Here is a 7,454-nt window from a genome sequence, read left to right as displayed (position 1 = left end):
GAGATCGGGATGAAGACCAGCAGGGTGAGCAGTGTGCCGGAGGCGGAGCCCAACGTGGTGAAGCTTGAGACGAACCCGCGGCGGCGCTCGGAAGCGTGCTCCAGGCTCATGGTGATCGCGCTGGGTTGCTCGCCGGAGAGGCACAGTCCTTGGATGACGCGGATCGCCACGAGCAGGATCGGTGCGAGAGAGCCGATCTGGGCGTAGGTGGGCAGGCAGCCGATCAGGAAGGTGCAGCCGCCGATGCCGAACAAGGTGAGCATCATGACGAATTTGCGGCCGTAGCGGTCGCCCATGGGTCCCAGGATGAGGGAGCCGAGGGGACGGACGGCGTAGCCGACCGCGAAGGTGATCAAGGAAAGCAGGACGCTGATGCCAGTGGGCAGCTGGGGCGAGAAGAAGAGGACGTTCAGGATCAGCGCCGACGAGGTGCCATACACCGCGAAGTCGTAGTACTCCAGTGTCGTGCCGATCCAAGCGGCGAATGCCGCCTTGGCCGGGGTCTTCTTGGGAAGTATGGTTTGAGTCATTTCGTCTCCATTGCGGATGGGTGAACAGCGGCCTACCGGTACACGTGGGCTGCGTAGAGAGAGTTCGAGTGCATGACCGTTTGGTCCTGCTGCGGGCTCTCTCGTTTGACGATCGTGGGCTTGCCGACTGGCCTCAGACATCAAAGTAGCGTTTGAGGCGTGGGTCACACAAAGACCTCTTTTGTGTGCCAACATAGCGATCTTTTATGGCTAGCGTTCCGGAAGACGGGAGACGGTAGACACTCGGAATCCCGGGTACTCCGTGAGCATCATGGCCTCGGGAGGAATCAGCGCCGCGGCAGTGCTACACGTGTCCCAAGGCCCTTAGCGTCCGCCCTCGAGAGACCTCGGCCCTATCTCGGGTTGTGCACGGCCGACAACGGCAGGAACACTGTCTGAGCCCGATCTGCAGAGCTATCCATAGGCGCGCCTTATCTAGTGACTTTACTTTCATCTTATTCAGCGTCGATTTCGTTGCCTACCATTGAGCTGCAGCCGATTTTGCAGTCACCGGACCGCCAACGCGGGGCAAGGAAACCTGGAATGAAGAAGTTCAGCAACACCGACCGGGCCCCGGACAATTCTCAGGGCACGATGGTCGCCCGCATTGGGACTCATTGCCCTGCGAACGGTTTGTGGCAGTCCCTTGAATCGTCGACCGAAGCGATTTTTGTCTTCGAGGGCAGCATCATGCCGGCGCACGACGGCGGAAGCGCCATGTGGAGTCTGGTTTGGCGCAGGCTACAGATCGCGGGTGGGCGGGAGTCCCGGAACTGGTCCTGGGATCGAGAAGTGACACAGAAGCGTCGTCGGCCCCGTTACTCTCCGGAGAACCAAGCCATTGGAGCCGCACTTGGCATCGCCTAAAAGCCAACCACTTGTCCGCAACCAGGTCTCCGTGCAGGACGCTCTGCGTTCGCCGCGGCTGCTTTCCCGCGAAGTGCTCGCGGGCATGGTCACGACGCTTGCCCTGGTCCCGGAAGTCATCTCATTCTCGATCGTGGCCGGGGTGGACCCGATGGTCAGCCTCGTCGCGTCGATTGTCCTGACGATCACGATGTCGGTCCTGGGCGGACGCCCTGGCGTCATCACGGCGGCTGCCGGGTCCGTGGCGCTCGTCATCGCCCCCTTGGTCCACCAACACGGCGTCCAATACGTACTTCCGACCGTGGTCCTTGCCGGGATCATCCAGATCATCTTTGGCTTCGCAGGACTTGCCCGGCTCATGCGGTTCATTCCACGATCTGTGATGACGGGCTTCGTCAATGCCTTGGGCATCCTGATATTCACCGCCCAGGTTCCGCACATCCTCAATGTCCCTTGGCTGGCCTACGTCCTTTTCGCCGTCACCCTCGCGATCATTTTTTTCGTCCCGCGCTTCACGACGGCGGTTCCCTCACCTCTGGTGGCGATCATCATCGTTACCGCGGTCGTCATCATTGCCCGCCTCGCCGTGCCGAACGTCTCGGACGAAGGTTCCCTGACCGGTTCGCTTCCCGGCGTCACGCCGTTTCTTGTACCGCTTGATCCGGTAACTCTGCAGCTCATCTGGCCCACGGCGTTGAGCGTCGCCTTTGTCGGGCTGATGGAGACCTTGCTGACCGCGAAACTCGTCGATGAGATGACCGAGACACCTTCCCACAAGGGCCGCGAGTCCTGGGCGCTTGGTGTCTCGAACATTCTCGGTGGGTTCTATGGCGGGATCGCAGGCTGCGCGATGATCGGCCAGACCGTGCTGAACGTTAAAACAGGGCGTGCCCGTACCCGCATCTCCACGGCAGTCGCGGGCTTCTTCCTGCTGGCTCTGGTCACAGGACTCAGCACGGTCATGGAACAAATCCCGATGGTCGCCCTCGCAGCAGTCATGATGGTCGTCGCCATCACAACTGTTGACTGGCACAGCGTCAAACCGTCGACCCTGAAGCGGATGCCGTTGCCTGAGACCACCGTGATGGTCGTAACCATTACTGTGGTTGTTTTCACCAACAACCTGGCCACTGGAGTGATCGTCGGCGTCGTACTGGCCATGGTCCTGTTCGCGCGGCGCGTTGCCCACGTCATCACCGTCCGCCGCGCTGTTGCAGCCGACGGCGCCGTCGCGCACTACGAGGTAAGCGGACCCTTGTTCTTCGGTAGCAGCAATGACCTCGTCGACAAGTTCTCGTACTCGCAGGATCCAGGCCACGTCATCATCGATCTTAGCCGCGCCCAGATCTGGGATGCGTCAACAGTCGCGGCCCTGGATTCCATCGAGAGCAAATACAGCAGCCACAATGTCACCGTGAGCATCGAAGGCCTCGACGAACGAAGCACCGGATTCCACCGGCGCCTTACCGGTTTGTTCAACACCTAGTTTCAGCTCCCGCCGGGAACAACGTCGGCCATCTCTGGCGCACCTGACTGCACGGTTCTTCAGGCAGGCTTGGAGAGCCGTGGGTGGACGAGTAGCCGCGCCTGACCTGTTGCTGCATAAGCAAGGGATCGTAGCCGGCTTCGATGAGGAAAGTGGCCTAGTGATGCGGGGTGTTCCCCCAGCCTTGGGGCTGGGGGAACACCCCGGTTGTTTCGGCTTCCGTGCTTGGCCGGTCGAACAGCCGGTTATGCCTCAGTGAGGGCGGCTTCCGGATCGTCCAATTCTTCAACGAGCCTCGTGAGGCGAATGGCGACCAGTTTGCGCAATTCCTCCCTGACGGCGTCGCACTCCGCTTCGGGTGAGTTCGTCAAGCGCGCGTGGAGCGCTGCCAGCATCTCATCGTTCGTTAGTCCAGTTGCGCTGATGAGGAAGACATGGCCGAACTTTGCTTCGTAGGCGTCCTGGGCCTGGTTCAGAGCCTGAAGGGCTTCATCGTCCCTATCCATGCGAGCGGATTCCTGTTTGGCCCACCGTAGCCGCCGACCGGTGAAGCCGTCGTGCCTGGATCCCAGTCGCCTCAACCCAACGTGTGCGGCGACCACGTTGACGTCGCTTAGGGCTGTGACAGATGAGAGCGCCTTTTCGATCAGGTCTTCGAAGTCGCTGAACGGCCTCTGGCCGACTACGTCGATTGCCCAGTCTTCTACGGGAAGATGGCACAATTCGGGCAACACTTTGATGAATTCGTCGCGGGGGAGGTCGTTGAGCCGTGTGACTCCGTGCATTCCGGCAGAGGTATTCAAGACAGTTTCCTTTCTTATCCCGTATGTTCACAACGGGTATTGAGCTTGGGGGAGTAGCCGGGGGCTCATGTGCGCGGTTCGGCATTTCCTAGATGCAGGAAAGTGTCGTCCCGTCGTTGTTAAGCCGCGTGGGGAACGCTGCTTGAAACGGGTCCTCCGGTGTCGTTCGCCTCCCGTTCACCGCCATGGTGCCCCCTCTGGTTCCTAGGTCCACGAAGCGTCTCACGCGGTCTGCTTAAAGTCCATGCTTTCGTAAGACGTCTTACGAGTGTATAGCATTTTGTTGTGACACAGATCTCGGAAGCTCTTGAGATGTCCTCAGGGGAGGAGGGAGGTTATTGGTCGCTTGTTTCGCGGAGGTATTCACGCAAGCCGGGGATGGCGAAATCGACTTTGATCTCGGCTTGTCGCCATAGCGCGTAGCCGATGAGCTGGATCAGGAAAGGGTATCCTCCAGTCGCCTTGGCCGCGTACTCGACCAGGTCATCGCTGATGCTGATGCCGGCATCGCGGAACGTGCCGGAGTAGGAGCGTTCGACATCGGGAATCGTGGCGGCGTGCTGAGTTCAGGGGGAGTGGCGCCGGCTGTGGGGCGAAACGGGTTCATCATCGGATCTTGTGAGTCTTGTGAGTCTTGTGAGCCCACTTCCTTCGGGACCACGCACTCGGCCGGCTGACTGCTCTTTCGGTGGTTCATGGTCGGGCTGTGGCGCCCTCGCGATCAGGCTGTCTGCCACCTGGCCGGGAGGGTCTTTAGCCCGTAGATGATTGTGCTTTCCATCCTTTCAAGGTGCGCTCCCGGTGCGAGTGTCAGCCCGGGCAGCCGGGACAGGGTGGCTTCCAGCGCGATCTTTGCTTCCAGCTTTGCAAGCGGGGCACCGAGGCAGAAGTGAATGCCGTGGCCGAATGCTAGATGTCGGATCTGACTCCGGTCGATGTCGAACTGGGTTGGCCTCTGGAATTGGCGCTCGTCGCGGTTTGCGGAGCCTATCCAAGCTACGAGCGGGGCGCCGGCTGGAATCTGAACCTCGCCGAGGGTGGTGTCAGCGACCGTCACTCGGTACATGGACTGGACGGGGGACCGGAAACGGAGCACTTCTTCGATTGCCTGGGGAAGCAATGACTGCTCTGTCAGTAATCGATCGATCGTGCCGGGGACTTCAGTAAAGCAAAGAACCGCGTTCCCAATCAGATTGGTCGTTGTTTCGTTGCCGGCGACGAGTAGTAGAGCGCAAAAACCTAGCAGTTCGGCCACGCTCAGTTTCTGCCCGTCGATCTCGGCTGATTGCAGGTTGCTGATCAGATCCTGGCCCGGCTGATGCCGGCGTTGTTCGATCAGGTCCAGGAAGTACTCAGTCATTTCCTTGTTGGTGAGGTAGTGGTTCTCATTTGTCGTGCCGGTTCTCGTTTGGCTGACGATGACATCGGACCATTGCTTGAAGAGGTCTCGGTCTTGGGCGGGTATGCCCAGGAGTTCCGAGATCACGATGACCGGCAGGGGGTATGCCAACTCCTGGATTAGGTCCGCTGTTCCGCGGGAAGCGATTCCATCCAGAAGCTCTTCCGTGAGCTGTGATATGCGGGGAGCAAGGGCATCCACAGCTTTCGGAGTGAACGCTTGGGTCACCAGGGAGCGTAATTGCCGGTGTCGCGGGGGATCGGTGGTGATCAGGCTCGACGCGAACAGCTGACCGGTCTCGGATGGATCGTTGCCGCCCAACCGTGAGGAAAACCTGGCATGATCGGACAGCACCTGCTGTACGTCGTCATACCGGAAGACATGCCAACTCCCCGATTGTTCGTCATGAAAGACAGGTGCGGCTTCCCTCATTCTCGCGTAATGGGGAAAAGGATCCAGCGAATACTCGTTAGCCGGAACGAAGTCCATGGCTGGCCTCTCTTCTGAGCCCCGCCGACTTATCGGCCGGGCCGAACCGTCGGGCCTACGGGTTGATGGACCGTGGGACCCTGAGTTTATCCGCTGCTAGCGCTGCACGTCAGTAGGGCGCAACCAGCAATTCTCGAACTGACTCCGCTGCGGCGGTCAGTTCTTCGCCTGGATCTAATCTGAGTTCTTTCACATCCAGCAAAGGCCGATTGGCCTGCGGAAATGCGCGATTCGTCGGGGGTTCTCGCAGCTACTTCTACTCCCGCATTTTAAGCGCCGATAATCTACATTATGTAAAGTAAACCTCTGGGCGTCCCATCGGATGCATGATGTCCGCCCGCTCCCCAACACCGTACGTTCGCGTATGTGCTCAGTGTCGGCGCGCGAGTACGAATCCGACTCATTGACGACTCAGCCGCTTGAGTCTGCTTGGCCCACATCGACCACAGAATGAACTCGGCGCGAAAGATGCCGCGGGTCATATTGGACAGCACCGCCTGGGAATCTCAGACTCACCCATTTCCGCAGGCCAGGAAGCGGCCGCGACCGCGTCGAACAGTAAGGAGTGCCCAGCCGCAGCGGCAGATGAGACCGAACGGCGGGATTCGACGATCTGGGTCAACTAAGTTGAGACAAACAGGGGAGATCTGTCTCGCTGTAGTTGAGCCAACCGCGCATTTCCGGCGCGATATGGGTCAACTCAATTGAGACGGGACAATTTTCATCCGCAGGAATCCGGTGCAAGATCGCCTCTCGCCGCTGAGGGTCGCTGGATCTAGTGTGGTGCTATGGACGCCACAGCTGCTCACGCTTTTGCAGTTCCGCCGATATCGGTTCATCGTCCCACCACGGCCGGTGAAGACGTCATCACGCTCGTGGCCGGCGTCTGGCTCCTGACGGGAACTTATGTAGACGGCTGGGCTCACAACAACATTCCCGATCTGGAGACGTTCTTCACTCCGTGGCACGCGATCCTTTACTCGGGCTTCGCCGCCAATGCGCTCTGGATTGCTTCCTTGATCTGGCGCAGGCATAGACCCGGTATGTCGTGGATCGAAGCTGTTCCCGCCGGGTACGGGGCCGCGGCCGCCGGGGTCATCCTCTTCCTCGTCTCCGGCGCGGGCGACTTCGCCTGGCATTCGGTGTTCGGCATCGAGCATGGAATCAAGGCGTTGTTCAGCCCGTCCCATTTGGGGTTGGCCACAGGTGGCTTCCTCATCCTCGGCGCCCCGTTCACCGCCGCGTGGCACTCCCCTGCACGGTCCTGGCTCCAACGGCTACCCGCGGTCGTGAGCGCCATGCTTTCCGGGATGGTCGCGGCATTCATTCTTCAAGAGTTCGCGGTGTTCGCCCGCCATGGACTTATCCAGACCTACACGACGGTCGCGGGGACACCGCCTACGGTGACGAGTCCGACGTCTTCGAGCATCATCATCTCCTTGGCATCGTTCTTCGTCTCCACGGCCACGATGTTCATGCCCGTCCTTCTGTTGTCGCTTCGTTGGCGCCTGCACCCCGTCGTGCCCGCGGCGATGGCACTGCTCCCCTCCGTTGCCCTGCAGATCATGGTCGCACTGCGCGACGCATGGCTTGTGCCGGCGGCCCTGGTTGGTGCAATCCTCGTTGCCGTCTTATGGGCGGTAGTCCGCCCCGCCCCGGACCGGCCAGCACGGTTGATGATCGCAACAGGCCTCTGTCCCATCGTGTTCTGGGCCCCGTACTTCGCCGGGGTCGCCATTCACGACGGAACATTGAGCTTCTCCCCCGAAATCTGGGGCGGCACGCTCACATGGACCGCACTCGAAATGCTCGCCCTCAGCGCCCTCACACTCAAAATGAGGACTGCAGGAAGCACGACGGCGTCAGCCCGCTGAGACGTC

6 protein-coding genes are annotated in these 7,454 nt (G+C 60.3%); 3 read left to right on the top strand and 3 right to left on the bottom strand.

What is annotated here, in order from left to right:
- Positions 1-530, bottom strand: a 530-nt coding sequence (locus tag E1809_RS16410) for an MFS transporter (RefSeq protein WP_133205312.1), incomplete at its 3' end; no start/stop codon positions are given.
- 543 nt (positions 531-1,073) lie between these two features.
- Between E1809_RS16410 and E1809_RS16405 the strand changes: the two genes are divergently transcribed.
- Complete coding sequence (locus E1809_RS16405) at positions 1,074-1,397, top strand: hypothetical protein (RefSeq protein ID WP_133205311.1); 324 nt, start codon at positions 1,074-1,076, stop codon at positions 1,395-1,397.
- Positions 1,384-2,883, top strand: coding sequence for a SulP family inorganic anion transporter (locus E1809_RS16400; RefSeq protein WP_133205310.1), 1,500 nt, complete (start codon positions 1,384-1,386; stop codon positions 2,881-2,883). The genes E1809_RS16405 and E1809_RS16400 overlap by 14 nt, the downstream gene beginning before the upstream one ends.
- A gap of 245 nt (positions 2,884-3,128) precedes the next feature.
- Here E1809_RS16400 and E1809_RS16395 read toward each other — a convergent pair whose 3' ends face one another.
- Positions 3,129-3,686 (bottom strand): 2-oxo-4-hydroxy-4-carboxy-5-ureidoimidazoline decarboxylase, encoded by a 558-nt coding sequence (locus E1809_RS16395; RefSeq protein WP_133205309.1) that lies wholly within the window; start codon positions 3,684-3,686, stop codon positions 3,129-3,131.
- Between the two features lie 721 nt (positions 3,687-4,407).
- Positions 4,408-5,574, bottom strand: a complete 1,167-nt coding sequence (locus E1809_RS16385; protein WP_133205308.1) for a cytochrome P450 — start codon at positions 5,572-5,574, stop codon at positions 4,408-4,410.
- Between the two features lie 788 nt (positions 5,575-6,362).
- Between E1809_RS16385 and E1809_RS16380 the strand changes: the two genes are divergently transcribed.
- The gene (locus E1809_RS16380) at positions 6,363-7,448 is read left to right on the top strand and encodes a hypothetical protein (protein ID WP_133205307.1); all 1,086 of its coding nucleotides are present in this window, start codon (positions 6,363-6,365) and stop codon (positions 7,446-7,448) included.
- The last annotated feature ends 6 nt before the right edge of the window (positions 7,449-7,454 follow it).

This window comes from Arthrobacter terricola, assembly GCF_004354015.1.
Lineage (GTDB): Bacteria > Actinomycetota > Actinomycetes > Actinomycetales > Micrococcaceae > Arthrobacter > Arthrobacter terricola.
The sequence above is the reverse complement of the archived record's forward strand: the minus strand, read 5'-3'. Positions and strand labels throughout refer to the sequence as shown.

Coding starts and splice junctions, on each gene's coding strand:
- E1809_RS16405 (WP_133205311.1), top strand. CDS start 1,074: ATGAAGAAGTTCAGCAACACCGACCGGGCCCCGGACAATTCTCAGGGC.
- E1809_RS16380 (WP_133205307.1), top strand. CDS start 6,363: ATGGACGCCACAGCTGCTCACGCTTTTGCAGTTCCGCCGATATCGGTT.
- E1809_RS16385 (WP_133205308.1), bottom strand. CDS start 5,574: ATGGACTTCGTTCCGGCTAACGAGTATTCGCTGGATCCTTTTCCCCAT.